The sequence below is a fragment of the Cetobacterium sp. genome (genome assembly GCF_977044495.1).
The window spans coordinates 1-26,957 of sequence record NZ_CDRRQU010000002.1 but is presented as its reverse complement, the minus strand read 5'-3'; the positions used below and the strand labels follow the sequence as shown (position 1 = coordinate 26,957).

General features: G+C 29.4%; 25 protein-coding genes and 2 pseudogenes. 19 read left to right on the top strand and 8 right to left on the bottom strand.

Annotated features, from left to right (window positions below; genetic code table 11):
• Positions 1-4 precede the first annotated feature (4 nt).
• Positions 5-700, bottom strand: a complete 696-nt coding sequence (locus tag ACWI69_RS00635; protein WP_448819937.1) for a polysaccharide deacetylase family protein — start codon at positions 698-700, stop codon at positions 5-7.
• A gap of 302 nt (positions 701-1,002) precedes the next feature.
• Here ACWI69_RS00635 and ACWI69_RS00630 point away from each other — a divergent pair, with 302 nt between their 5' ends.
• Positions 1,003-1,638 (top strand): HAD family hydrolase, encoded by a 636-nt coding sequence (locus tag ACWI69_RS00630; protein WP_448819936.1) that lies wholly within the window; start codon positions 1,003-1,005, stop codon positions 1,636-1,638.
• A 55-nt stretch (positions 1,639-1,693) separates the two neighbouring features.
• On the opposite strand, the gene hutG is transcribed toward ACWI69_RS00630, so the two are convergent.
• Positions 1,694-2,638, bottom strand: coding sequence for a formimidoylglutamase (gene hutG, locus ACWI69_RS00625; protein ID WP_448819935.1), 945 nt, complete (start codon positions 2,636-2,638; stop codon positions 1,694-1,696).
• Between the two features lie 29 nt (positions 2,639-2,667).
• Positions 2,668-4,683: a urocanate hydratase gene (locus ACWI69_RS00620; RefSeq protein ID WP_448819934.1), complete on the bottom strand. Its 2,016-nt coding sequence runs from the start codon at positions 4,681-4,683 to the stop codon at positions 2,668-2,670.
• A 253-nt stretch (positions 4,684-4,936) separates the two neighbouring features.
• Here ACWI69_RS00620 and ACWI69_RS00615 point away from each other — a divergent pair, with 253 nt between their 5' ends.
• The gene (locus ACWI69_RS00615) at positions 4,937-6,490 is read left to right on the top strand and encodes an ABC-F family ATP-binding cassette domain-containing protein (protein ID WP_448819933.1); all 1,554 of its coding nucleotides are present in this window, start codon (positions 4,937-4,939) and stop codon (positions 6,488-6,490) included.
• 185 nt (positions 6,491-6,675) lie between these two features.
• Here the strand turns inward: ACWI69_RS00615 and ACWI69_RS00610 are convergent, their stop codons facing one another.
• From ACWI69_RS00610 to ACWI69_RS00600, 3 genes are read right to left on the bottom strand one after another with little or no spacing between them, the layout of a single operon-like run.
• Positions 6,676-7,491, bottom strand: a complete 816-nt coding sequence (locus ACWI69_RS00610) for a nitroreductase family protein (RefSeq protein WP_448819932.1) — start codon at positions 7,489-7,491, stop codon at positions 6,676-6,678.
• 18 nt (positions 7,492-7,509) lie between these two features.
• Entirely contained in the window at positions 7,510-8,850 is a 1,341-nt protein-coding gene (locus ACWI69_RS00605) for a histidine kinase dimerization/phospho-acceptor domain-containing protein (protein WP_448819931.1), read from the bottom strand.
• On the bottom strand, positions 8,831-9,490 hold the full coding sequence (locus ACWI69_RS00600; RefSeq protein WP_448819930.1) for a response regulator transcription factor: 660 nt from the start codon (positions 9,488-9,490) through the stop codon (positions 8,831-8,833). The genes ACWI69_RS00605 and ACWI69_RS00600 overlap by 20 nt, the downstream gene beginning before the upstream one ends.
• Positions 9,491-9,738: 248 nt before the next feature.
• On the opposite strand from ACWI69_RS00600, the gene ACWI69_RS00595 reads away from it, so the two are divergent.
• The gene (locus tag ACWI69_RS00595; protein ID WP_448819929.1) at positions 9,739-10,419 is read left to right on the top strand and encodes a hypothetical protein; all 681 of its coding nucleotides are present in this window, start codon (positions 9,739-9,741) and stop codon (positions 10,417-10,419) included.
• A gap of 32 nt (positions 10,420-10,451) precedes the next feature.
• The gene (locus ACWI69_RS00590) at positions 10,452-10,796 is read left to right on the top strand and encodes a hypothetical protein (RefSeq protein ID WP_448819928.1); all 345 of its coding nucleotides are present in this window, start codon (positions 10,452-10,454) and stop codon (positions 10,794-10,796) included.
• A gap of 84 nt (positions 10,797-10,880) precedes the next feature.
• Here the strand turns inward: ACWI69_RS00590 and ACWI69_RS00585 are convergent, their stop codons facing one another.
• The gene (locus tag ACWI69_RS00585; RefSeq protein ID WP_448819927.1) at positions 10,881-11,189 is read right to left on the bottom strand and encodes a hypothetical protein; all 309 of its coding nucleotides are present in this window, start codon (positions 11,187-11,189) and stop codon (positions 10,881-10,883) included.
• Between the two features lie 72 nt (positions 11,190-11,261).
• On the opposite strand from ACWI69_RS00585, the gene ACWI69_RS00580 reads away from it, so the two are divergent.
• From ACWI69_RS00580 to blaOXA, 15 genes and pseudogenes are all read left to right on the top strand, one after another.
• Positions 11,262-11,684 (top strand): GNAT family N-acetyltransferase, encoded by a 423-nt coding sequence (locus ACWI69_RS00580; RefSeq protein ID WP_448819926.1) that lies wholly within the window; start codon positions 11,262-11,264, stop codon positions 11,682-11,684.
• Between the two features lie 504 nt (positions 11,685-12,188).
• The gene (gene rbr, locus ACWI69_RS00575; RefSeq protein ID WP_448819925.1) at positions 12,189-12,731 is read left to right on the top strand and encodes a rubrerythrin; all 543 of its coding nucleotides are present in this window, start codon (positions 12,189-12,191) and stop codon (positions 12,729-12,731) included.
• Between the two features lie 12 nt (positions 12,732-12,743).
• Positions 12,744-14,210 (top strand): annotated as a pseudogene (locus ACWI69_RS00570) ([FeFe] hydrogenase, group A); the annotation flags it as partial.
• A gap of 15 nt (positions 14,211-14,225) precedes the next feature.
• A complete protein-coding gene (rbr, locus tag ACWI69_RS00565) occupies positions 14,226-14,789 on the top strand; it encodes a rubrerythrin (protein WP_448820011.1) in 564 nt (187 codons plus the stop codon).
• Positions 14,790-14,954: 165 nt separating this feature from the next.
• Positions 14,955-15,857 (top strand): cation diffusion facilitator family transporter, encoded by a 903-nt coding sequence (locus ACWI69_RS00560; protein ID WP_448819924.1) that lies wholly within the window; start codon positions 14,955-14,957, stop codon positions 15,855-15,857.
• A 183-nt stretch (positions 15,858-16,040) separates the two neighbouring features.
• The gene (gene ahpC, locus ACWI69_RS00555; protein ID WP_448819923.1) at positions 16,041-16,604 is read left to right on the top strand and encodes an alkyl hydroperoxide reductase subunit C; all 564 of its coding nucleotides are present in this window, start codon (positions 16,041-16,043) and stop codon (positions 16,602-16,604) included.
• Between the two features lie 72 nt (positions 16,605-16,676).
• A complete protein-coding gene (locus ACWI69_RS00550) occupies positions 16,677-18,314 on the top strand; it encodes an FAD-dependent oxidoreductase (protein WP_448819922.1) in 1,638 nt (545 codons plus the stop codon).
• A 152-nt stretch (positions 18,315-18,466) separates the two neighbouring features.
• On the top strand, positions 18,467-20,509 hold the full coding sequence (locus ACWI69_RS00545) for a heterodisulfide reductase-related iron-sulfur binding cluster (protein ID WP_448819921.1): 2,043 nt from the start codon (positions 18,467-18,469) through the stop codon (positions 20,507-20,509).
• The gene (locus tag ACWI69_RS00540; RefSeq protein ID WP_448819920.1) at positions 20,506-21,177 is read left to right on the top strand and encodes a TVP38/TMEM64 family protein; all 672 of its coding nucleotides are present in this window, start codon (positions 20,506-20,508) and stop codon (positions 21,175-21,177) included. The genes ACWI69_RS00545 and ACWI69_RS00540 overlap by 4 nt, the downstream gene beginning before the upstream one ends.
• 13 nt (positions 21,178-21,190) lie before the next feature.
• The gene (locus ACWI69_RS00535; protein ID WP_448819919.1) at positions 21,191-22,354 is read left to right on the top strand and encodes an ABC transporter substrate-binding protein; all 1,164 of its coding nucleotides are present in this window, start codon (positions 21,191-21,193) and stop codon (positions 22,352-22,354) included.
• Positions 22,341-23,222, top strand: coding sequence for an ABC transporter permease (locus tag ACWI69_RS00530; protein WP_448819918.1), 882 nt, complete (start codon positions 22,341-22,343; stop codon positions 23,220-23,222). The genes ACWI69_RS00535 and ACWI69_RS00530 overlap by 14 nt, the downstream gene beginning before the upstream one ends.
• Before the next feature lie 85 nt (positions 23,223-23,307).
• Positions 23,308-23,970 (top strand): ABC transporter permease, encoded by a 663-nt coding sequence (locus tag ACWI69_RS00525; protein ID WP_448819917.1) that lies wholly within the window; start codon positions 23,308-23,310, stop codon positions 23,968-23,970.
• On the top strand, positions 23,971-24,954 hold the full coding sequence (locus ACWI69_RS00520; protein ID WP_448819916.1) for an ABC transporter ATP-binding protein: 984 nt from the start codon (positions 23,971-23,973) through the stop codon (positions 24,952-24,954).
• Positions 24,955-25,539 (top strand): CDP-alcohol phosphatidyltransferase family protein, encoded by a 585-nt coding sequence (locus tag ACWI69_RS00515; protein WP_448819915.1) that lies wholly within the window; start codon positions 24,955-24,957, stop codon positions 25,537-25,539.
• Positions 25,540-25,951: 412 nt separating this feature from the next.
• Positions 25,952-26,749 carry a class D beta-lactamase gene (gene blaOXA / locus ACWI69_RS00510; RefSeq protein WP_448819914.1) on the top strand — a complete coding sequence of 266 codons (798 nt, stop codon included), beginning with the start codon at positions 25,952-25,954 and terminating at the stop codon, positions 26,747-26,749.
• A gap of 51 nt (positions 26,750-26,800) precedes the next feature.
• On the opposite strand, the pseudogene ACWI69_RS00505 reads toward blaOXA, so the two are convergent.
• Positions 26,801-26,957: pseudogene (locus ACWI69_RS00505) on the bottom strand (electron transfer flavoprotein subunit alpha/FixB family protein); the annotation flags it as partial.

Here is a 26,957-nt window from a genome sequence, read left to right as displayed (position 1 = left end):
ATTTTTATTTTAAAGTTTCATATGGCTCTATTTCTAAAAGTTCATCTAATTTTACAAATTCATATCCTTGATTTCTGTAATATGGGATTAATTTTTTAAGAGCTTCATATGATGTGTCTTTATTTGGTTGGGTATGCATAAGAATAATACTCCCATTCTTAGTTTCTTTTTCCTGAGTCCTTATCACATAGTCCACTGACCTTTTTATGTTCCAATCTTCCCCATCAACATTCCAAAGTACAATATTCATCTCCAAATTTTTAACAACTATTTTTTCGTTTTCTGTAATTATTCCATAAGGGGGTCTATATAATGTAGGAGTTATACCCAAAATATTATTGATTGCATTATTTGCCTCTTTAATCTCAGATGTTATAGTTTCTTGAGATGCTGTATTAAAATTTGAATGTGTATAACTATGATTTAGAACTAAATGTCCTTCATCATAAGTTCGTTTAACTTCTTCTTTATTAGATAAAATATTTTTCCCAATGAAGAAAAAAGAAGCTTTTATTTTTTCTTCTTTTAATAAATCTAGAATTTTTGGAAGAGAGCTATCATTTGGTCCATCATCAAAAGTTAAGGCTATTTTTTTACTTTGGCTATCTCCGTGAAAATAAATTTTTTCATTTGCAAAGCTATCACTAAAAATAGTAAAAACTATGGTTAATAATGAAAATAGTTTAAAATTTTTTTTCATATCTACCTCCGAAGTTTTAATTATTTTAAAATAAATAGATACACTTTGTTTAAACTATTCGTTTAAAAAATTTATCTTCCTTTTATTTCTCCTATCCAATATCTACAAAGACCATTGTTAATATCCTGTAATATGCCACCATTTCCCTCTACAGCTCTTCGAGAAGGGATATTATTTGTTATATTAACTTCTAAATGTCAATAGGAAATTATTTTGATTAAAAAGAGATACAAATTTTTATAAAGAAGTGTTACTATAAACTTAACACGCAATAATAAAAATGATAAAAAAGGAGTTTATATATGAGAACTATTATCAAAGGAATTCTTTTTGATTTGGACGGAACAGTTTTAAACACCCAAAAAATGAATATAATACCACTACAAAAATTAATTTTAGAAGAACTTGGAAAAGAGATTTCCTACGATGAACTTCTTGAATATTGCGCTTACCCAGGTAAAGAGACAATAAAAATACTTGGGTTCCATGATATTGAAAAAACCTATGAAAAATGGGTAAAATATGTCAATGAATTTGAAGAGGGAGCTATTTTATATGAGGGATTTGATGAAGTATTCAAAAGACTCTATGAAATGGGAATTAAAATAGGAATCGCTAGTTCTAAAATGAAAAAACAATATGAAATCGATTTTATTCCTACAAGATTGGAGAGATATATTGAGTGTGCTGTCTTGGCAGAAGATACAATTTTTCATAAACCCAACCCTGATCCATTACTTTTGGGAGCGAAGCTTTTAAAGTTAAATCCAGAAAATATTATATATGTTGGAGATACTTTTGCAGATGAAATAGCTAGTAAAAAAGCTGGTATGAAGTTTGCTCTAGCTTCATGGGGAAGCTGTGATTTATCAAGTATATCTGCAGATTTTATTTTAAATAGACCACAGGATATATTGGAACTAATTGGTGAAGTTTAAAGATAATACATTAAAAAAGGAGAGTTCTATCTACTCTCCTTTCGTAATTTTTTATCTATTCAAAATGACAAAGAATTAGTTCATATATTATGTTAGCCATCAGTCTTGATGTTCTATCATCATAATCGAAAGTTGGGTTAATTTCAGCTACATCTATTGTTAAATTTTTTGAATATCTTGCAATTGTTTTTAAAAGGGGCAACGCATTTCTTGGATTAACTCCAAAGGTTTGTGGTGCACTTACACCCGGAGCAGAAGTTATGTGGAATACATCTGTGCACAAAGTTAGGTGTATATAATCGTTCCTTTTTAAAATTGAATAAAGATCATCACTTACAATAGTTCTAATCTCTTCAGCAAAATAGTATTTAACGCCCAATTTATCCGCTCTATCAAAAAGTCTTTTTGTATTAGAAAATTTCTGAATTCCAAAAACATTATAATCAAAATTCAAATTTTTATTATCACAAATGTCAGCTATTTGTAAAAACATAGTTCCAGAGTTTCTGCCATTTGTATATTCCCTCATATCAAAATGGGCATCAAAATTTATAATTCCAATTTTTGGATTATCTTCTTTTTTTAAAGCATAGTCTAAAATTCCAGAGAAATTCGCAAAGGCGACATCATGACCTCCTCCAAGAACCACCACAAGAAAATTTTTTTCTTTTAAAGCTGAAACTATTTTGGAGACCTCTGTATGTGCTGATTCTAAATCGTAACCTATGACTTCGATAGGATTTTTTAAATCATAAAATTTTAAGTCTTCTCTAAAAATAGGAAATCCAGATAGAGCTTTTTTTACGTGAATCCAACCATCTTTTGCTCCTAATCTACCTGAATTTCTCCTAACTCCTTCATCAGAATTAAAACTTACAAAACAAACCTTTTTCTCTTCTGAATCAACTTTAAGTAATTCATCTAAAGTCATAACATTGACTACTTGATGTATACGAAGAACATCTAATTCCTCTCCATCTACCCTTCCATTCCACTGCATACTATCTTCTCCTATTTTTTGTTAAACTTTTATTTTACTAATTTTTCTATTAAATTTTCACTTACAATATATGGTAAAGTTATTTGATCTGTTCCTTCATTATTTTTATTAAATTCTATAACTGTCTCAATTGAATGAGCATTTCTTGCCCAAGCTCTTCTTGCAACTCCACCCATAACGTCCCATGGCATTGCTTGGGCTAGAATATCATCCACTCTTTTACTTCCATCTAAAATCATTCCAAACCCACCATTGATAGATTTACCTATTCCTACTCCTCCACCGTTATGTAGTGCTATCATAGTCATCCCTCTAGCTGCATTTCCTGCAAAACACTGTGTCGCCATATCAGCCATAATATTACTTCCATCTTTTATATTGGATGTTTCCCTAAATGGTGAATCTGTTCCTGAAACATCATGGTGGTCACGTCCTAGCATAACTGGACCAATCTCACCTTTTCTAACCATATCATTAAATTTTAGGGCTATTTGGGTTCTACTCATAGCATCTTGATAAAATATTCTTGCTTGTGTTCCAACGACAAGTCCATTTTCATCTGCATCTTTTATCCACATATAGTTATCTCTATCTTGATATCTTCTATTTGGGTTAACCAATTCAAGGGCCGCAGCATCAGTTTTTAAAAGGTCTTCTTTTTTTCCCGATAAACAAACCCATCTAAATGGTCCATATCCATAATCAAATAATTCAGGACCTAAAATATCTTCAACATATGAAGGGAATATGAACCCCCCCTTGTCGTCTCTACCATTTTTAGATATCTCCATAATTCCTATATCGTAAATAGATTTCAAGAAACTGTTTCCATAGTCAAAGAAGTATACTCCTTTATTAGTTAGATTTTTAATTACATTATAATGTCTTCTTAGCGTTTCATCAACTAATTTTCTAAAAGTTTCTCTGTCTTCTGCTAATAGTCTTGTTCTTTCGTCAAAGGTTATTCCAACAGGACAATATCCACCATCATAAACCGCATGACAGGATGTTTGATCAGATAATAAATCTATATGAATGTCATTTATATCTGCATATTCTAATAAATCCACTATGTTTCCCAAATAAGCGATTGCATATGGAGTTTTAGAGTTCATCTTCTCTTTAGCTAAATCAAAGGCTTCTTTAGGAGTTGTAACAAATTTATTTATCCATCCTTGTTCTAGCCTCGTTTGAATTCTAGAAAGATCAACTTCTGCAATTATGGAAACTCCTTTTGCTATAACTGTAGCTTTTCCTTGAGCACCACTCATTCCTCCAAGTCCAGATGTTACAAAAAGCTTTCCAGCTAAATCACCATCAGCAGGAACTCCACAGAAAAGTCTTCCAGCATTTAAAATTGTGGAGTACGTTCCATGGACTATCCCTTGAGGACCTATATACATCCATCCTCCAGCAGTCATCTGCCCATAGTTAGCTACTCCAAGAGCTGCACCTCTTGCCCAGTTATCATAGTCGTCAAAAGCTCCAATCATAAGTCCGTTAGTTATTATGACTCTAGGAGCTGAAGGATGAGATTTAAATAATCCTGTTGGATGCCCTGAAGCTACAACCAAAGTTTGATCCATTGTTATATTTTCAAGATATTTTTTAATCAATCTATACTGCATCCAGTTTTGACAAACTTGTCCAGTTTCTCCATAAGTAACAAGTTCATATGGGTAGAGAGCTATATCAAAATCAAGATTATTATCTATCATAACTTGAATCGCTTTGGCATCTGTACATTTTCCTTTATATTCAAAAATTGGCTTTCCATATATATTTCCGACAGGTCTAAATCTATATCCATATATTCTTCCATAAGTATTAAGTTCTTCCAAAAATTCAGGTGCCAACATCTCATGAAATTCTTCTGGAATATATCTTAAAGCATTTTTTAATGCTAGTGCAATCTCATCTTTTTCTAAATGTACAACCCTTTTAGGAGCTCTTCTAATTTTAGGATCAAATTTAGGTTTTTCCAAAGGAATATCATGGGCTGTTAATTTGATAGACATAGCATTAAAAATTTCTTGATTTAGCATAATTTAAAACCTCCATATTTTACATTTTTAAAATAACCTTAGTAAGTAAAAAAATTATTAACTTTATAATATTTTTAATACCTCAAAATTTATGAAAAATACAATATAAAAATTAAATAGTATAAATTTTCAAGGTATACACTGTGAATGCGGTAAAAAATAAAGTATGTATCATTTATTTAAAAATCATGATAGAATTAGAGTATTGTATATCGTTAAAAAGATTAATTAAATATATTAGGAGTTAAAATTTATGAGTATTTTAGATGTTAAAAGCGTAAGTCATGGATTTGGTTCTAGAGTTATTTTAGAAAATGCCTCTTTCAGACTACTAAAAGGTGAACACGTTGGATTAGTTGGAGCCAATGGAGAAGGGAAATCAACATTTTTAAATATTATAACAGGTAAACTTATGCCAGATGAAGGTCAAGTTTCTTGGTGTAACTATATTACGACCGGTTATCTTGATCAATATAGTACTTTAGAAAAAGGAAAAACAATTAGAGATATTTTAAAATCTGCATTTGCTCATATGTTTGAGTTAGAGCAAGAGATTATGAATCTCTATACAAAGATGGGGGATTGCTCTCCTGAAGAGATGGATGCAATTTTAGAAGAGGTAGGTGAGATTCAGAGTATTCTTGAAGGAGCTGATTTTTATAACCTTGATTCTAAGATTGAAGAATATGCTGCTGGATTAGGTTTACTTGATATTGGATTAGAAAGAGATGTTTCTGAGCTTTCTGGAGGTCAAAGAGCCAAAATACTTTTAGCTAAAGTTTTGTTAGAAAATCCAATGATTTTAATTTTAGATGAACCTACAAATTTCCTAGATGAAGACCATATAATTTGGTTAAAAAACTTTTTAAAAAGTTATGAAAATGCTTTTATTTTAGTTTCTCATGATATACCATTTTTAAATGAGGTGACTAATGTTATCTACCATATTGAGAACGCAGTTTTGACCAGATATACTGGTGATTACTATCAATTTAGAGAAATGTATGAATTAAAAAAGCGGCAAATAGAAGCTGCTTACAAAAAGCAACAAAAAGAAATTGCTCATCTGCAGGATTTTATAGCTAGAAATAAAGCTAGAGTTGCTACAACAAACTTGGCTAAAGATAGACAAAAAAAGTTAGATCGTATGGATATTATTGAAATTGCTAGAGAGAAACCAAAGCCAATTTTCGGTTTTAAAACTGCTCGTACACCATCTAGAGAGATTATTACTGTGAAAAATCTTGTTATTGGATACAACGAACCTTTGACAAAACCACTTAATTTTACGATAGAACGTAATCAAAAAATTGCTATAAAAGGGGTTAATGGATTAGGAAAATCTACACTTTTAAATACAATTTTAAAAAGAATAAAATCTTTATCAGGAGAGATTGAACATGGTCAATTTTTGGAAATTGGTTATTTTAAACAAGAGGAAGAAAGCTCTTCAGTAACTGCTTTGGATGAATTTTGGAATGAATTTCCAGGATTGACGAATGCCGAAGTCAGAGCGGCTCTAGCTAAATGTGGTCTCACTACAGATCACATAACAAGTCAGATGCGTGTTTTATCAGGAGGAGAAAATGCAAAAGTTAGACTTGCTAAAATTATGAATCGGGAGATTAATTTCTTAATTTTAGACGAACCTACAAATCACTTGGATGTAGATGCAAAAGAAGAGTTGAGAAGAGCAATAAAAGAATTTAATGGAACAGTTTTGATGGTGAGTCATGAACCTGAATTTTATATGGATATTGCCACTGAAATTTGGAATGTCGAGGAATGGACAACAAAAATAATTTAATTGATATTTCCATAATATAAAGATTTAAAAATATCTTGCAATTTTTTAGTAATTGATTTATAATAAGTATATATTTGTAACTATTACAATTTTAAACTTTGAATCAATAATTTTCACTCTAATAATTGAAATTTACGCAAAAAAAGTCCATTGAATAGATAGCTATTCAATGGATTTTTTCTTTATTATTTCCAAATAATATTTGGCATTTTTCTAGGTACAGTTCTTGAATATTTAACATCTGGATAACCAATTACCATACAAGTGACTATATTCTGATTTCTTTCAATTCCCAAAAATTCTTTTATTTTAGAATCACCTTCGCAGGCTCTTGTAAAAAAACCGCTAAAAACAGTTCCTAATCCTAATGTATCAACCATAAGTTTCATATTAGCTGAAGCTAATCCAGCATTTAAAGGATGCTCCGAAGTAACTATTATCAAAACTGGTGCCTTAAAAAATAGATAATCCGCTCCTAGAGGATTAGATATAAAATCATTATACATCTTTATCCACATTTTAGCGTATCTTTTATATAAGGTGTTTGTCGAACTCTTTAAAACATATTCTCCTAAGCTATTCAATACTTCTAATGTTATTTTTCTAACTTCTTGAATTTGATTCTTTACAACTATGTAATTTACATTTTGTGCATTACTAGCTGTTTGAGTAAATCTTCCAGCTTCTATTATTTTTAAAATCTTTTCATTCTCTACATCTTTTTCTTTAAATTGTCTTACTGTTCTTTCAAATTTTATAAAGTTTAAAAGAGTATCAGAATCAATAGTAAATTTTTCTTGATTATACTCAACTATATCACTCATATTATATTCATCTGTAGATACTGCAGCAACTGGGCATATTGCTATACAATGCCCACACTTAAAACAAGTTATATTCTTTATTAAAGCTTTTCCTTCAATCAATTCAATATCTCTTACAAAGCAATCTTTTATGCATAATCCGCAACCTATACACTTCTCTTTGTCTACTTTAAACATCTTACCCCTCCTTTTTTATCAAAATATACTTAGTTCTACAATGAATTTGTCTCTATCTATTAATATATTGTATTTTGTTGAAGCTAAAGTCAAAGCCTTCGAAATTATTGATAATCCTAATCCCACACCATCAAATTTGAAATCTTCAGCATTTTTTCCTCTTGAAAAAGGTTGCAAAAGTTTTTGAATATCAGTTTCAAGTTCACCTTGAAATATGTTTTCTAAAACTAAGTAATGAGACCTTTGAAAAATTTTTACTTCACCTCCTCTAATGCTATATTTTAAAGCATTTTGAATCAGATTATTTAAAACCAATTTTAAAATTCTAGAATCACCGATTATATTCTTTGTTATCAAATTTACATCTATACTTATGTCTTTTTCTAACTCGATTATGTCATATCTCTCTAAAGCCGCCTCTATAATTTGTTCCAGATTTATATTTTCCTTTTTTAATTTGAAAACTGTACTATCTAACTTTGAAAGTATCAATAGATTATCGATTAATTCCTTCATCTCATTTCCTACTTTTAAGATTATTTCGTGATATTTTCTTTTTTCCTTTTCCTCAATTTCACTATTTTCGAGCAATGCTGTCGCATGAGTGCAGATAACAGCAATTGGAGTTCTTAATTCATGGGAAGCATTTGATACAAATGATTTTAAATTGGTTACGGATGTTGAAAGTTCCTTCGACATTTTTTCTAAATTTTTACTTAAATCTCCAATTTCATCATTTCTATCAATTTTAATATTTTTAGGAAACTCTAATTTAGAAATTTTGTCTGCCTTTTTATTCAAATGTCCTATATCTTTTGTAATTCTCCTAGAAAATATTAGTCCTGTTCCTAAAGATATAATCAGTGCGAATAGAGCCGTTATAATATTAAATATATTACTTTCGTGACTATGAGCCTGAATCACTGAAAGAGAAGTACTTACAAATATTCCACTATTCTTTGAGAGTTCCTCCCCGTAATATAAAATTTTAGCATCATTTCCAAATAGTTCTTTATCTACAAATTTATTATAGGGAATATTTTCTATACTGTTATTTCTCTTCATCATATGATTTCCTTTCATACGATTTCTTTGTGAATTTTTTATGTCAATATCTATTCCCATAGATTCCTTTACATCATATACATAATCTTCAAAATTATTTTCAGATTGTGTTTTATAAATAATTTTTGCATTCTGAATGACCTTCAGCATTAACTCTTTTTTTCTATAAATATAAAATTTTTCTAGAAAAATAGCACTTAGAACATAATTTATTAAGACTGTTACCAGTATAATAAATAATGAAAATCCAAATATTTTAGTAAAAAGGTTAACTCTAATTTTGATTAAAGACATAACCCACTCCTCTTATCGATTTTATATATTCTGCGTATACTCCCATTTTTTTTCTAAGACGAGTAACTAATGTATCTACGGCTCTCTCTTCTCCACTAAATTCAAATCCCCAAACTTCGTTTAACAGTGTTTCTCTCGATAAAACTATATTTTGATTTCTAAAGAAATATTCTAAAAGTAGAGCTTCTCTTTTTGATAATATCAGTTCTTTATCATTTATTGTGAGTTTAAAAGAATTATAATCAAAGCTCATCTTATCTAAATAAAAAAAACTAGTACTATCTATTTTTAAAAGCTTTTTTATTTTTAATATTATTACCTTTGTACTTATTGGCTTTGTTACATAGTCATCTGCGCCTAACTCCAATCCATAAATCTCATCTAGCTCGGTATCTCTAGCTGTCATTATAATTATAGGAGTTTTTGAATATTCACGAATCTCTTTACAAATTTCCCATCCACTTTTTTTGGGTAAATTTATGTCTAATAGTACCAATGCTGGAGAAAATGAATAAAATTTTTCTAAAACTAAATCGCCTTCAGTAACTATTTCTATTTCAAATCCTTCTTTTTTTAGATTCTTTCCTATTATGTTTGCTAAACTTTCCTCGTCCTCTACTATTAAAATTTTTTTTCTCATAAAAAACTCCTTTTAACTTAATTATTAAGTTTTACTAATATTATACAGTAAAAAAGCTGTTAGAGAAATATATCAAAGGAAATTTTTTTAAATTTTAACTTCATTTTCTCTACAAATTAGTATAATATATACATATATAATTTTTCAGGAGGGATTTATTTGAACAACTTACACAAAAGAAAACATATGTCAAAAGAGCTGCTATCAAAATTAAAAACGTTAGATTCTATGGTAACTAAAGTATAAAGATGTCAATGATATACATTATTTTTATATTTATTATTATAGTAGTAGCTTTCTTTTGTATAAAAAATTTTAAAATTAAACAATCTATCAAAAGTGAGAATATTCGTAAACCGATATCTCCATCAAGAAAAATTGTTAATAAAACTGATTTCTCTACAAAATATGAGGAGTTAGAACTTTCTAAAAATTATAAAAAAATAATATTTTTTTCCTTGAGTAACAATAGTGTTGATACGAGTTTAAATAGCTTCTATATAAGTGCAATTAAAGTAGGCTTTAATTTGAAAACTGGAGATTTAATTTATTTGGAGGAGATAAAAAATACGACTAATCTGCAAGAATTTAGAGCTCTATCTAAAGACACGACACATTTTGTTTCATACAATATTAAACTTCATAACCAGTTATTAAATTTAGAGGACAAGGTTCAACTTTGTACTATGCTGACAAATGTCAATATTGTAGGAATTAAAAATTCTCATGGTAGAAATAGATGGCCAAAGCTTTTTGAAATATCAAAATTTTATGGAATTAAATTTAATAGTAGTTCAAAGTTTAATACCTTAAATAAGGCTAAATTAAATATACAAATATTTCAAAAGATGTTAAAGCATCCAAAAACTTCTATCATAATACGAGAGTTTATTTTTAATAATAAAACTTTTCTAAATGAAATATACTAAATACTTTAATTTTTAAAAACTAGGAGGCATCTATGAATATCAAAATTTTATTATTAACTACAGTTTTTATATCTTTAATCGGTTGTAAATCTTTGACTTCGTCACCCTTGAATCAAGCGATTGTATCCTCTAAGAGTGATGAAACTCAAAAACTTACTTTAGTAACTAATGATAATGAACTTATTGGAACTCTTATGACAGATGATAACTGGGAAACGGCTACTTTTGTAGAGTTGAATAAAAATGTGTATAATTTAACTAGAGCTGTATCAGCAAATGGAATTAAATTAAATAATGGTCCTGTGGTAATACACTTTAAAGGAAAAGAGGGAATACTGGAAAAAAATAGCATTGTTACAAATTTTTTAATTAAATAGTTTTTTAGAATAATTCAAAAGATAACTTTATAAACAATTAACTAGAAACCTTCTAGATTAACAAAATAATTTAGAAGGTTTTTCTTATTGCTTTCCAAATTCAAAATAGATATTTGATAAAATCTCAAACTGCTCCTGTCCAAAATCGTATTCTAAATTTTTTAAAAGTCTGGCTTGTAATTCTTCATTTTTTTGATTATATATAAAATTTAATTGTTTATCATATCTAGAAGATATATTTGTTCCGATTTTCCATTTCAAAAAATCAAAAAAAGTATCCTGACTGAACTCTTTTGGAATTTCAATTTTCTGGAAATCAATTTTGTTAAATATTCTTAATATCAATTCAAATCTTTTTTCTTTTACTTTATTATTTAAATTTTTATTTTCCATGAAACTCCTCCATTTTAATTTTTTATGTTATGATAATAACATAATTAAAGTTAGTTGTAAAGGAGAGCAGTAATGATTAGAAAATTAGAGAAAAAAGATATAGACACGGTTATTCGAATTTGGTTTGAAGAAAATAAAAAAGTTCATAACTTTATTCCTGAGAGTTATTGGTTAGGAAAGATTGATGAAGTGAAAGATATTTTACCTCAGGCAGAGGTGTATGTCTATGAGAGTGGTGGTGAAATTAAAGGATTTATAGGTCTTGTGGAGAGCTATATTGCTGGTATTTTTATATCGAGTGAATGGCATTTTAAGGGAATAGGAAAAAAGTTATTGTATCATGTAAAAGATAAGAAACAACATCTTTCTTTGAATGTATACATAAAAAATTTTCGTGCAATAAATTTTTATAAAAGAGAAAATTTTAAAGCAATATCTGAAAGTTTTGATGAAGCAACAGGTGAGAAAGAGCTTATTATGATATGGGAAAAATAAAAAAAGTAGAGGGTAACCATCACAAATCCCTCTACTTCCACTTCTTGAATACTTAAAACTTTTTAATTTTATTAACTTTCTACGTTCGAATAATTTTAAAACTTGTAAAACCTTTTTTTCTAAAAATCTTTTTAAAATCAAGATACTTTACTAACTTTAAATCTATTGCCTTAATATAATAGCTAGAAAAAATAACTTCATAACTTGTTTAAAACTTTAATATCAAAATATTTTTGAAACTAAATAATTTCAATACTACGTGATGGTTATTTTCCACAATATCAACAATTTACTATAGTGATAAAACTACTAAAAATCTTTCTTTGCTTTTCTAACTATTATTATATACTTTAGACGTTTTTTGATGGGAAAAAAGTTTTATTTTTATTTTTTACTTAAAAAAACTTGCAAATTTTAAAATATAGGTGTATACTCATATCAAGTTTGTAATAATTACAAATTTATAAAACTATAAAAATATAGTTTTAAGAAGAGGAGGACATAATGAGCAATATTAAAGGTACAAAAACAGAAAAAAATTTATTAGAAGCTTTTGCAGGAGAGTCTATGGCAAGAAATAAATATTCTTACTATGCAAGTAAAGCTAAAAAAGAGGGGTATGTTCAAGTGGCTAAATTGTTTGAAGAGACAGCACACAACGAACAAGAGCACGCTAAAATTTGGTTCAAACTTCTTCATGGAGGAACGGTAGCTTCTACTATTGAAAATTTAAAAGATGCTGCTGAGGGCGAAAATTATGAGTGGACAGATATGTATGCAACATTTGCTAAAGAAGCTAGAGAAGAGGGACTAGAGGAGATTGCTATCCTTTTTGATGAAGTTGGAAAAATAGAAAAACAACATGAAGCCAGATATAAACAGCTTTTAGAAAATATAGAATCAGGAAAGGTATTTAAAAGAGAGGAAGTCAAAGAATGGGAATGTATGAACTGCGGTCATATACACGTAGGAGATTCAGCTCCGGAGCTATGTCCAGTTTGTAAGCATCCAAAAGCTTACTTTATGTTACAACCTAAAAATTTCTAAAAGGAGGTAGTTATGAGTAAGCATCTATCACAAAATATTAGAGTAGCTATCAACGAAGATAGCTATTCTATAGCTAGAGATGAAAAACTTTGTATAAAATGTGGGCAATGTAAGGAAATTTGTAATAATTATATAGGTGTAAATAATAATTACTTTCTAGATAAAACTAATGATATTGCTGTCTGTATAGAGTGTGGACAGTGCTCAAATGTTTGCCCTACATCTAGTATTACAGAAGTTTATGACTATAAAAAATTAAAATCATTAATAAAGAATAAAGAAAATATAGTGATATTTTCAACTTCTCCTGGAGTTAGGATTGCTTTAGGTGAAGAGTTTCAAATGGAAGATGGAAGTTTTGTTCAAGGGAAAATGGTAGCATTATTAAAAAAATTGGGAGCAGGCTATGTGCTTGATACAAATTTTGCAGCGGATTTAACAATTGTGGAGGAAGCTAGTGAACTTTTAAGCAGAATAACTAAAAATGACAAGCCACTACCACAATTTACAAGTTGCTGTCCAGCTTGGGTAAAATATGCTGAAATTTTTCATCCTGAAATCTTACCGCATATATCAACTGCAAAAAGTCCAATTGGAATGCAAGGTCCGACTATAAAAACCTATTTTGCTAAAAAAATGGGGATTGATCCAACAAAAATAGTAAATGTGGCTGTAACACCTTGTACAGCTAAAAAATTTGAAATTAAAAGAGAGGAAATGAATGACTCAGCTCATTATAATAAAATAGAAAATTTAAGAGATATGGATTTTGTTATAACAACGAGAGAATTGGCTCTGTGGGCAAAGGAGGAGGAGATAGATTTCCAATCTTTATCAGATGTTGATTATGATAGATTTATGGGAAAAGCTTCAGGGGCAGGAGTTATATTTGCAAATACTGGTGGAGTTATGGAAGCTGCTCTAAGAACAGCATATACCTATTTGACTAAAAGAGAACCACCACTAGAACTTTATAATCTTAAAGAGATTCGTGGGATGGATGGTGTAAAAGAAGCGTCTTTAAATATTGAGGGATTAGAAATAAATGTGGCTGTAATTTTTGGAACAGACAATGCAACGAAGTTTATAAAAAATATAGAAAATTTAGATAAAGAGTATCACTTTATTGAGGTTATGACTTGTCCAGGTGGATGTATTGGTGGTGGAGGACAACCAAAAGGTACAATGTTAAAAGGTGACAAATTAAGAGAGAAGCGAATTGAAGGTTTATATAAAAGAGATTCTGAATTAGAGCTTAGACTTAGTCATGAAAATCCAGAGATTGTAGAGTTATATAAAGAGTTTTATAAAGAACCTTTGAGTGAATTGGCAGAAAAAATGTTACATACTAACTATAGTGACAGAAGTGAAGAACTGGGAGGAAAGAAAATGGAAAAATATAGATGCACAGTTTGTGGATATATTCATGAAGGAAATTTGACAGAAGGATTTGTTTGCCCACTTTGTAAACAACCTGCAAGTGTTTTTGAGAAAATAGAAGAGAAAAAAAATGAGGAATCTACTAATAAATATGCAGGAACAAAAACTGAAAAAAATTTACTAGAGGCTTTAGCTGGAGAATCACTGGCCAGAAATAAATATACATTTTATTCAGAAGTTGCAAAATCAGAAGGGTATGAACAAATTCATCATTTATTTATAAAAACTGCTGATAATGAGAGAGAACATTCTAAATTGTGGTTTAAAGAATTAGGAATGCTTGGAGATACTAGTGAAAATCTTTTACATGCAGCTGAAGGTGAAAATTATGAATGGACAGATATGTATAGTAAGTTTGCTAAAGAAGCAGAGGAAGAAGGTTTCTATGAGCTTGCTAAAAAGTTTAGAGCTGTAGCTAAAATAGAAAAAGCTCATGAAGAAAGATACCGTAAACTTTTAAATAATGTGGAAATGAAAGCTGTTTTTGAAAAAGCAGATGAAACTATGTGGGAATGTATAAATTGTGGACATCTAGTTATGGGAAAAAAAGCTCCTGAAAATTGTGAAGTATGTTCATATTCAAAAAGCTTTTTTGAAGTGAGATCGGAAAATTATTAAATTATTACTTGATTTTGTGATATAGATAGGTTATACTCTTCTAAAGTTGATCAGGCTAATTTGCCGGGCGTCTTAATTGATGCAGTGAGATTAAAAATCATGGGACAACGATTTTTCTATGAGGAAAATTATTGTCCTTTTTTATATTTTTTTATAAAAGGGAAGGTGAGTAATATTTTAGATGACGAACAGTTAAAGAATGGAAGTAAGATTGCAATGAAAGTTTCAAAAGTTAGTATTTTTATAAATATGTTACTTTTTATAATTAAGTTAATGGCAGGTATATTAGCTAATTCAGGGGCGATGATATCGGATGCAATTCATTCTGCTAGTGATGTATTTAGTACATTTATCGTTATTATTGGTGTAAAAATTGGTGGACAAAATATTGATGAAAAGCATCAATATGGACATGAAAAATTAGAGTGTATAGTGGCTATATTTTTAGCTGTATTACTTGGATTAACTGGATTAGGAATTGGTTATGAAGGAATTGGAAGAATAGAAAAAGCACTTAGTGAGGACTTACCTGCTCCCGGAATTTTGGCACTTATAGCTGCTATGTTATCTATTCTTGTCAAAGAATGGATGTATTGGTATACTCGAAATTCAGCTAAAAAAATAAATTCGCCATCTCTTATGGCAGATGCTTGGCACCATAGATCAGATGCTTTTTCTTCAATTGGGAGTTTAATTGGTATTGGTGGTTCTATTATCGGCTTCCGAATACTAGATCCTTTAGCAGCCATAATTATAGCTATTATAATATTAAAAGTTTCATATGACATAGCTAAAGATGCTGTTGAGAAAATTGTAGATGTGTCATGTGATGAAAAGATTGTTGAGGAGATAAAGAGATTAACTTTAGAAGAAGTTGGTGTTAAAGGGATTGATTCCTTAAAAACTAGAATTTTTGGAGCTAAATTTTATATAGATTTGGAAATTTCTGTAGATGGAAATATCTCACTTAGTGAAGCTCATACAATAGCTGAGAGAGTGCATACAAAGATAGAGGAATCTTTTTCTGACGCTAAACATTGTATGGTTCATGTAAATCCAGAATATTAATTTTTTCATTTTTTATAAAAAATAAAAAGGAAAATAGTAATTTCTACCGAATAAACTTTAGATAATATTTTTATTATCAAAATATTTTTAAATAAAATATTGACAATATAAGTAAAGTATAGTATTATTATATTGTAATGATTACAAAAAGAAAATAATTATAAATATATAGGAGGTTATTATATGTCATTAATAGGAAAAAATATTGGAGAGTTTAAAGCACAAGCGTACCACAATAACAAGTTTGTTGAGGTTACTAATGAATCTATAAAAGGGAAATGGTCAGTTTTCTTCTTTTATCCAGCAGACTTCACTTTTGTTTGTCCTACAGAGTTAGGAGATTTAGCTGATAACTATGCTAAGTTTAAAGAGATTAATTGTGAAATCTATTCTGTTTCAACTGATACTCACTTTGTTCATAAAGCATGGCATGATACTTCTGATACTATAAAGAAAATACAGTATCCTATGGTAGCAGATCCTACAAGAAAAATATCAGAGATGTTTGGTGTTTTAATTCCAGAAGAGGGATTAGCTCTAAGAGGAAGCTTTGTTGTAAATCCTGAAGGAAAAATAGTAGCATATGAAATCCATGATTTAGGAATCGGAAGAGATGCTACTGAACTTTTAAGAAAAGTTCAGGCTGCTCAATTTGTTGCTGAGCATGGTGGAGAAGTTTGTCCTGCAAAATGGAAACCAGGTTCAGAAACTTTAAAACCATCTTTAGATTTAGTTGGAAAAATTTAAACTCTTTGGAAAGGCACTATTAAGTGCCTTTCAATTTTTAATGATATATATACTAAAATTGAGAGGTGAACTATGAGTAAGATATATGATTTAATTGTTATTGGAGGAGGACCAGCGGGCTTATCGGCTGGGATATATGCCGGTAGAGCTCAGATGGATGTTTTAATTATAGAAAAATCTGGGGTTGGAGGGCAAATCACTACTACTTCTGAAGTTGTAAATTATCCTGGAATTAAAGAAATCTCTGGGCACCATCTGGGAGAACAGATGAAAGAACAAGCGATTGGATTTGGTGTTGAATTTCTAAAATCTGAAGTTACAAATATAAACTTCAAGGAAGAAATTAAGGAAATTGAAACTACTTCTGGAGTTTATAGAGCGTTAAGTGTTATTATCGCTACAGGAGCAAATCCAAGAAAGTTAGGGTTCCCTGGAGAAGATGAGTATACGGGTAGAGGTGTTGCATATTGTGCTACTTGTGATGGAGAATTTTTTACTGGTCTTGATGTTTTTGTTATTGGAGCTGGGTTTGCTGCAGCCGAAGAGGCTATATTTTTAACTAAATTTGCAAGAAAAGTGACAATTATAGCCAGAGAGCCTGAGTTTACATGTGCTAAATCTATAGCTGAAAAAGTTTTAAAACATCCAAAAATTGAGGTAAAGTTCAATTCGCAACTTATTGAAGTAATCGGTGATACGAAACTTAGAAAAGCTATTTTTAAAGATAATTTAACAAATACTACTTGGGAATATAATGCTCCAAATAATGAATCTTTTGGTGTTTTTGTTTTCATTGGGTATAAGCCACAAAGTGACTTATTTAAAAATCATGTAAATTTAGATTCTCAGGGATATATTATAACTGACGAAAATTTAGAAACAAATGTTAAAGATGTATACGCTGTTGGAGATGTTAGACCAAAAAGATTGAGGCAAGTTGTTACAGCGGTTGCTGATGGAGCTTTAGCTGCAACAGTTTTAGAAAAAATTATTGAAGAGAAAAGAGAATCTTTAGGAATCAAAAAAGAGGAAAAGGAACATCCAAAAACTTCAGATATCTCCGGTAGAGATTCTGATTCTAAGTTTTTAGATGAAGGGATAGTTTCGCAACTGAAAAATATTTTTGAAAGATTCCAAAACGAGATAAAAATAGTAGCTGTAATAAATGATAACGATCTTTCGATAAATATTAGAGGATTCTTGAATGAAATATGTGAACTTTCCAATAAAGTCTCTCTAGAAATTTATAAAAAAGGTGAAAATTCTGAATTAGAAGAAAAAATAGAGCTAGATTGTTCTCCAACTATTGCTATTTTGGATAATAATGATAATTTTAGGGGAGTTAAGTTTTCTGGGCTTCCAAGTGGGCACGAGCTGAACTCTTTCATTTTAGCTCTATACAATATAGCTGGGCCAGGACAGGAGTTGAGTGAAGAATTAAAACAAAAAATTCAAAGTGTAAATAAAAAGGTAAAACTTAAAATTGCAGTTTCACTTTCTTGTTCGCTTTGTCCAGAGGTAGTTACAGGAGCACAAAGACTAGCTATTGAAAATTCAAATGTTCATGCTGAAATGATAGATATTTTTGCATTTCCAGAATTAAAAGATAAATACAATATTATGGGAGTTCCGGCGTTAATTATAGATGATACAGACATATCTTTTGGAAAACAATCTATAGAAGAGATAATAGATAAGATAAAAAAATAATGAAGAAAGATTGGATGATATTAAAAAATTTATCCAATCTTTTTTTGTCTAATGAGATTAACGAGTAAAAATAAAAAAGATTTATTTAATATTACAGATAAAAAGAGTATAATATACAATAGTGAAAAATAAAATTTTAGAAAGAAGAAAAGATGAAAAATATTGTTGAAAATTGTATGGGAGCTTCAGAAACTACCTGCAAGAGTAGTTGCCCAATGAATACAGATGTTAAAACTTATGTAAGGTTAATTGGCGAAGGAAAGGGAAAGGAAGCAATAAGAACTATAAGAGAAACACTTTTTTTACCAGGAACACTTGGAAGAATTTGTGCTCATCCTTGTGAACAAAATTGTAGAAGAGCGGAAGAGGGATCATCTATAGCGATTGCTACTTTAAAAAGATATGCAGCGGATAATTTTGATAATGAAGAGGATTGGGACTTAAGTGTAAAAAATAAAAATGGGAAAAAAGTAGCTATAGTTGGGGCTGGACCAGCAGGAGCTCAAGGAGCAATAGACTTAATAAAAGAAGGATATACAGTTACAATATTTGACAAAGCATCTGAGCTTGGTGGAATGATGAGGATTAGAATTCCTGAATACAAACTTCCAAGAGCAGTAATAGATAGAGAATATTCTCTCTTAGAAAAATTGGGAGTTAATATTCAGTTATCAGTTGAAATTGGAAAAGATATATTATTTGAAGAATTGGAAAAAGAGTATGATGCAATATTAATTGCTACGGGTGAAGAGGCAGAAAGAAGACTTAGATTTGATGAATTAACTTTACAGTTAGTAGATAATGAAAAAGTTTATGTTGCTGGAAATTGTGCAAATGCGCGTATTGTTGTAGAAGCTATGTCAGAGGGAAGAAGAGCAGCTAAGTCAATAGATAGATATTTAACTGGAAAAAGCTTAAAAGAGGGGCGATTTTTAGAGGCTGAAGGAGTTTATCAAACAAAATTGTATTTACCAACAGAATTTTTGCCTGAAGGGTGGAATTCTTCTGAAAAAAATAAAAGAATAGTTCCTAAAATAGTAAATGGTGAAAATTTTGGATTTACAGCAGAAGAAGCAAGAAAAGAGGCAAATAGATGTCTAAAATGCGAATGCAAACTCTGTATGAAAGAATGTAGTATGTTAAATGACTATACAGACTGTCCGAAGAATTTATTTGCAGAATATCTAGAAAAAGGTTATAAAAATATGAATCCTAAAATAGCTTACTCATGTAATATGTGTAATCAATGTACTTTAAAGTGTCCCAAAAATTTAGATTTAAAGACAAACTTTAGTAACTTCAGAAGTGAATATATTAGGGATAGTGGAGGTAAATCCCCAATGAAAGGGCACAAGGCTATAGAAGCACATCAATATTTAGGATATTCAAAATTATTTAATACAACAAATAGTGCACCAAATGGAAAAAAGACAAAATATATTTTTTTTCCTGGATGTTCTTTACCCTCATATGATTCTGTTGCTATTGGAAGTATTATGGATCATCTACAAAATCGATTGAATGGTGAAGTTGGGTCCATATTAAAGTGTTGTGGAAAACCAACCAAATCATTGGGACAAGATGAGCTCTTTAGCGAGAGATTTTATTCGGTTCAACTAGAATTAGATAAAGTTGGAGCAGAAACGGTTATTGTTGCATGTCAATCATGTTATGAAATATTTGGTGCATATGCAAAACAAAATGTGGTATCACTATGGGAGCTATTGCCAGAAATAGGATTACCTGAGTTCCAAGTTGGTATAGGAAAAGGTGCTGATATAAAGTTTAATATACATGATTCATGCCCGACTAGAAATCAAACAAAAATTCATGATGGAATTCGATGGACTATGAAAAAATTAGGATATGAAGTGGAAGAATTAAAAAATTCTAGGGAAAAAACAAGATGTTGTGGTTTTGGAGGAATGGTTGTTCCTGCAGTCCCAGAAGTAGCAAAAAAAGTTATGAATAGAAGAGCCAGTGAAACAACAACGGGACATATGGTAACCTATTGTGCGGCATGTAGAGAATCTATGGAAAATGGAGGAGCAGATGCTGTTCATATAGTTGATTTAATATTTGGTGATAAATATGAAAAATTGAAAGCAAAAAAAAGAAATATGGGACCATTAAAACAGTGGTTGACAAGATATAAATCGAAAATTGAGCTTAATAAGCGCAGGAGAGTCAGATGAATCGAAAAAAAAGTCCAATAAAAGCAGTAGTAATATTGTGTATTTTAATGGTTATTATAATGGGAATAGTAAAATCTGGGGCTTTAGAATATTTAAGAGATAGACAAAAACTAGAAATATTGATTAAAAGTTTAGGTATGTGGGGCCCCTTAGCATATATTGGATTATACACAGTTGTAACAACAACTTGTATTTCGACTTTACCTTTGACTTTGGTTGGTGGAATAATTTTTGGAGCTCTAATGGGAATTATATATACGGTTATTGGTGCAGGATTAGGATTATCTCTATCATTTTTAATAGCAAGATATATAGCTAGAAAACCTATTGAGGAAAAATTTGGAAATACGGAGATTTTTAAAAAAATAAATGAAGGCGTGAAAAATGACGGTTGGTTTATTCTTGCAATAACAAGACTACTACCAATATTTCCTTTTGGGATTCAAAACTATGTTTATGGGTTGACACCGATTAATTTTATTCAATATTCAATGTTATCAATAGTATTTATTTTACCAGGAACATCTGTGTTTGTACTTTTAGCAGGAGCTGTTGCTTCAGGAGATATGAAAACAGCAGTTAAAATGTCGATAATAGCATCACTCATATTTTTAGGACTAACTATAATAACAAAAATAATAGCAAAAAAAGCGAAAAAGAATTCTTGAGGAGGATTTTAAAATGAGAAAGAAATTTAAACTACTTGCATTTTCATTGCTAATTCTTGGGGCACTAACAAGTTGTGGTAAAAAAAAGAATGAAGATGTGAATATATATATGTGGGGAGGTTCTAAAGAGATTAACGCTTTTATGGATGATGTCGTAGCTCCTAAAATATTGAAAAATGAGAATATAAATTTGAAAAGAGTACCTATTGTGGATATAAAAGATGTTGTGAATAAATTAATAGTTGAAAAACAAGCTGAAAAAAAAAATGGCGTTATAGATGTTTTATGGGTAAATGGTGAAAATTTTAAAGCTTTAAAAGATGCTGGAGTTTTAACGGAGAACACTTTAGGAAATATTAAAAATAGAGATTTGTTAAAAGAAAGTACGACAATTAAAGATTTCGGAGAGGATATCAATGGTTTAGAGGTTCCATTTGGAGAGGCCCAGTTCAATTTTATATACGATACCAAAAATGGTGGAATTCCATTTACTGGCTGGGAAACTTTAACAGAATATGTAAAAAGAAATCCAGGAAGATTTACTTATCCAAATACGAGTAACTTTACTGGAAGTGCTTTTGTTAGAAATATAGTAATTGATATGTTAGGATATGATAATATTCAAAATATGACCCCTGAAGAGTTTAAGCAAAACTTAGATGTGGTTTGGAATTATTTTAATGATATAGAACCGTATTTATGGAGAAAAGGTGAAACTTATCCGGAGTCCGAAGGAAAATTGGATCTTCTTTATTCAGCTGGCGAAGTTGATGTAACTATGGGTTACACTATAAATAAAGTAAATTCTAAAATAGAGTCGGGAGATTACCCAGAAACATCAGAAAGTTTCTTACTAGATAAAGGAACACTGTTTAATAATCACTATTTAGCTATACCTACAAATGCTCAAAATAAAGATGGAGCCTTGGCGGTAATCAATGAATTGGTATCACCAGAAATACAACTACTAAAACAAGAACCTAAAAATTGGGGAGATTTTAACATTTTAGATATGAAAAAATTATCTCCAGAGGTTGTAAAACAATTTTCTGATTTAAATAAAAGTGGGAAGATTCCCTCACCAGAAGTGTTACAGAAGAAGAGAGTTATGGAATTAACTCCCGATAAATTAACAATTATAGAAGAGGGGTGGGCGGAGAACGTTGGAAAGAATTAAAAAATTTATTTATATAATACCATTTTTATTATATATATCATTTTTCTTTCTTTACGGTCTTTATTATGTTCTTATGACCTCATTAGGATATAATAGAATTCTAACAAAATCATACTTTACTCTAGATTATTATAGAGATATACTTTCTTCAAAAGAGTTTTATAATAGTTTAATATATACAGTAAAAATAAATACTATATCTTCTTTTCTTGCGTTTATACTAACAATAGTTGTTGTGTTTCTGGTTTTTTTAAGCAAAAGAAAAGGATATTTTTATACAAAATTTTTCCAAAAAGTCATTGAAGCACCTGTATTTGTACCATATTTAGTCAGTGCATATGGAATTTTACTTTTACTTATGAGAAGAGGGATAATTAACAACTTTCTGTTAAAAATAGGTATGATATCCTCAGTAAATCAGTTTCCAATATTAACAAATGACCATAATGGAGTTGGAATAATATTGACCTATGTTTGGAAAGCTTTACCATTTATGACTATGATGAGTCTCCCTACAGTTTTTAGAATTGATAGAAAATGGGATTCTTTGGGAAAATTATATAACTTGAATAATATTACTTTTTTTAGAAAAATAGTTTTTCCATTGATTTTTCCAACTTTGAGTATCAGTTTCTTTATAGTTTTAACCTATCTTTTTGCCGCATTTGAAACGCCATATATTTTAGGTGTTACTCATCCCAGAGTACTTTCTGTTTTAGTATTTGATACATATACAAAAGGTAATTTAGGATTAAGAGGAAAAATAATGGTTATGAATATTTTAATTTCAAGTATAAGCTTACTATTTGGTGGAATAATGTGCTTAGCTTTAAAGTTCTTTACAAAATTTCAAGAAAGAGAGTGGTAAAATGAAAAAATTATTTTTATGGATTATATATTTTTTACTATCTCTAATATTTTTATTACCTTTCATTGGAATATTTTTAAATAGTATGAATTTTAAGATGTGGAAATATGTGTTAAATTCTGGAAAAACCTATGATAGCCTACTAACAACACTTTTAATTGTTATACTAACAATGTTTATAAATTTTATAATTGGAACTCCAATAGCTTCTTTTATGGCCAGAGAAAATTTTAGAGGAAAGAAGTTTATAGAGTTTTTAATTATTCTTCCACTAATTATTCCGACAATGGTCAGTACAATGGGAATTCAGTTTGCATTTATAAAATTAAATTTAATAGAAACAATATTGGGGGTTGCTATTGTTCATAGTGTAACAACAATGCCTTACTATATTCAAAGTATGAGAGCAGGATATGTGACATTAAATAAAGATTATATAAATTTGGGAAAGGTCTTAGGAGCAGATGCTATGGAACGTTTTTTTAAAATTACTTTACCTATAATTTATCCATCATTTTTGGTTGGAATGTCTCTGGTTATTGTTATTTCATTAGCTCAATATTTAGTAACTTTTATAATTGGAGGAGGGCAGATTATGACACTTCCAATTTTAATGATGCCATACTTAGTTGATGGCGGTGTTACTAATGGAACAGTATATAGTGTTATATACGTTTCATTTACATACTTGTTAGTTCTTTTAGTAAACTTAATAATAAAAAATATTTATAGAAAGAGAGAACAATAAATGATAGAAATAAAAGGAGTATCTAAGTTTTTTTCTGAGTTTTCACTGAAGGATATTAATATTTCTATAGAGAATGGCGAATTTATCGGAATATTGGGACAATCGGGATCAGGGAAGTCCACGCTTTTAAACTTAGTGGCAGGATTGGATAAGGACTTCAGTGGTGAGATAATAATAGATGGTAAAACTCCCAGTAGAGTGATAAAAGATGGAGAAGTAGCAATGGTTTTTCAAAGTGATTTACTTCTTCCTCACTTAAATGTTTGGGAAAACATAGCTTTTGGATTAAAAATAAAGAAAATTTCTAAGGATGAAATTGAAAAAAGAGTAAAAAATACTCTGCTTGAGATGGACTTGGTAGGAAAAGAAAAAAGATTTCCCAATGAGCTGAGTGGTGGTGAAAAGCAGAGAGTATCTATAGCAAGAGCAATAGTAACTCGTCCTAAACTTTTATTAATGGATGAACCTTTTTCAGCTTTAGATTTTAATTTAAGAGATAAAATGCAAAAAATGGTAAAAAAACTTCATGAAAGGTTAAAAATTACAATTATATTTGTAACACACGATAGGGAAGAGGCTTTTTATTTATCCAATAAAATTGGAATTATGTTTAAAGGTGAGCTTTTAGACTATGGAACGCCCAAAGATTTATACAATAAACCTAAAAGTGTTTACACTGCAAAATTACTGGCTGTGGAAAATATATTTTCAAAAGAAATATTTGAAAAAGTTTTTCAATATGATATAGGTGAATATAAATTTGTCGCTCTTAGGGGAAAGAGTATCAAGATTGTAAAAAACTCAAAATTAAAAGGAATAGTACGTGAAATAAATTTTAAAATGGGAGGATATTCAGTGGTTGTTGCTTTAGGAAATGAAAAAGTGACTTTAGTGGAAGAAAAAGAATTTTTATATGAAGTGGGAGATGAGGTGTCTCTTGCATATAGTGACAATGAAAAAATATTAATAGGAGAGCAAAAATAGATGTTAGATACACATTGTAGAAGGTATATTCAACCATTGATAGGAGTTGGAGCAGAAATAGCTATGAAATTTGATTTAAGTGCAAATGCGGTTACAATAATAGCTATGTTATTAGGAGTTTTTAGTGGGGGATTGGTTGTTTTTGGATTCAATGTTCTAGCAGTTTTGGTACTATGGTTTTCTGGATATTTGGATGCTGTAGATGGAACAATAGCTAGAAAAACAAAATCTTCATCAGCATTTGGAACTGTAATGGATATCACTTTTGACAGAATGGTTGAGGGTGCAGTTATATTAGGAGTTGCATATAAATATAGTGAATTTAGCTTTATATCCCTTATATTAGCAATAAGTATTATCATATCAATGACAATATTTTTAACAACGGGGCCATTGGCTGAAAATAAAGGAGAAAAAACATTCTATTATCAAGCTGGATTAGCCGAAAGAACTGAAGGTTTCTTAATGTTGAGTTTAATAATACTTTTAAAAGAGAACGCTGGACTTGTTATAAATATATTTACAGGGATGGTTTTATTCACAGCTTTTCAAAGATTTAGAGAAGCTAGAAAAATATTAAAATAAACCCTATAATAATTTTATTAGAAAGATAATTTTTAAATCATACTTTAATAATTTTATTTTTTATTTATTGTATGATTTTTTTATTATTTCTATATCTCGTATTTATATATTTTAATTCTCGGTTTTAGTAAAGCAATTTTAATATTTTGGGAAATTATTAGTAAAATCAATAAAATAAATCTCGTATTCTATTTAGAATACGAGATTTATAAATTGTTATAAAAATAACATTTAAAAATATTATTCATTAATAATTTTATATTAAAATATTTATTAGACCTATTTAATAGCAATATTATCAACTAATAAACATAAAAATTATCTAAAATAATTTATTGTTAAAAGATTTACAATTCACCAATTATATGGTATGCTAAAGAGCAAAAAAATAAAAAGGAGTTCATTTTAAATTATGAGGAAAAGAGTGTTTTATATTTTAAGTATTTTTCTAATTTTATCACTTCAATTACTAGCTTTAAATTTTACTGAAAATAAAAAAATTAAAGAAATATTTGAAAAAAATAAATTAGAAGGAACTTTTGTACTTTATGACAGCGAAAATAATAGCTTCACTGGTTATAATAAAAAAAGAGCTGAAGTACAATTTTACCCAGCTTCTACTTTTAAAATTTATAGTTCTCTCATTGCCTTAAATACTGGAGCTGTAAAAAATGTAGATGATATTTTTTATAAATATAATGGTGAGAAAGTATTTTTAAAAAGTTGGGCTCAAGATTCAAATTTGAGATACGCTATTAAGGTTTCACAAGTTCCAGCTTATCAATTACTAGCAAGAAAAATCGGAGTAAAAAAAATGCAAGAAGAAATCAATAAACTAAATTTTGGAAATAAAAAAATTGGAAAAGAAGTTGATCAATTTTGGTTAAGAGGACCTTTAAAAATTAGCGCAATAGAGCAATGTGAATTATTAACTAAATTAGCAAATAGTGAATTGCCATACAGTAAAGATATCCAAAAACAAGTTCAAGAAATAACAATTTTAGAAAAAACTGAGGATTGGACCCTGCATGGAAAGACTGGTTGGGGGACTTCAAATATAAAAATTCCTATCGGATGGTTTGTTGGTTGGATAGAAAAAGATGATAGGATATATAGTTTTGCTATTAACTTAGATATGAAAGAGAGTAAAAATCTACCTAAACGTGAAGAAATGGCAAAAGAAGCTTTAAAAACTTTAAATATTATATAAGATTACTTGAAATTTGAGGTTCAAGTTAAATTAAACTTGAACCTTAATTTACTATTTTTCCGCCTTTGCCTTTTTAATCTCTTCAACCAAGTAAGTAACTGTTTTTCCCAGATCAGTTACTAATCCTAAATCTGCTACTCCAAAAATAGGTGCCGCCTTGTCTTTATTTATAGCTATTATATATTCTGACTCTTCCATTCCAGCTAAA